1 pseudogene is annotated in these 594 nt (G+C 43.3%); it reads right to left on the reverse strand.

From position 1 onward, the window contains the following. A pseudogene (locus DYY66_RS13270) lies at window positions 1-594 on the reverse strand (sodium:solute symporter); the annotation flags it as partial.

The raw sequence follows: 594 nt of genomic DNA on the forward strand, positions 1-594 counted from the left end.
ACCTCCTACGAAAATTCCAAGCAGGGCAACACCTGAGAACCAACTTGGTAACGAGTACAAAATCAATGAAGGAACAACCAGTATTCCACGTGAGCTCTCTGGAAAACCTGACAAGAACTTCATTGCATCAGGAACCGCATAGACAAGTATGCCCATCAACGCAAGAATTGCCAATCCTATTCCATAAAGTGGCAACAGTGCGGTACTACTACGGAGTTTTTGTGCGCTCTGGGCACTCAGTACACCGTTTATTGCATGTGGGTATAGGTATAGTGCAAGTGCACTTCCAAGAATCAGGGTTGCATATGCTGGAACTAGATTTTCTGGCAGAGATACATAGCTATTACCTGCTGCCTTGAATGCATTTCCAAATCCGCCTATGCTGATTGGTACTACTATAATCACAACAATTACAGTTACCCACACTAGAATATCCTTGAATATTGCAGTAAGCGTTGCTCCGCGCAAACCACTGGTGTACGTAAAAGCTGCTAGAATTACAAAAGCAATTAAAAGAGAAATTTCTTGAACCAACTGGGCATTGGCATATCCTGCAAGCATTACCGTCAAGACTGATTGCATGCCAACTATCTG

It is taken from the genome of Candidatus Nitrosotalea sp. FS (genome assembly GCF_011319475.1).
Classification (GTDB): Archaea; Thermoproteota; Nitrososphaeria; order Nitrososphaerales; family Nitrosopumilaceae; genus Nitrosotalea.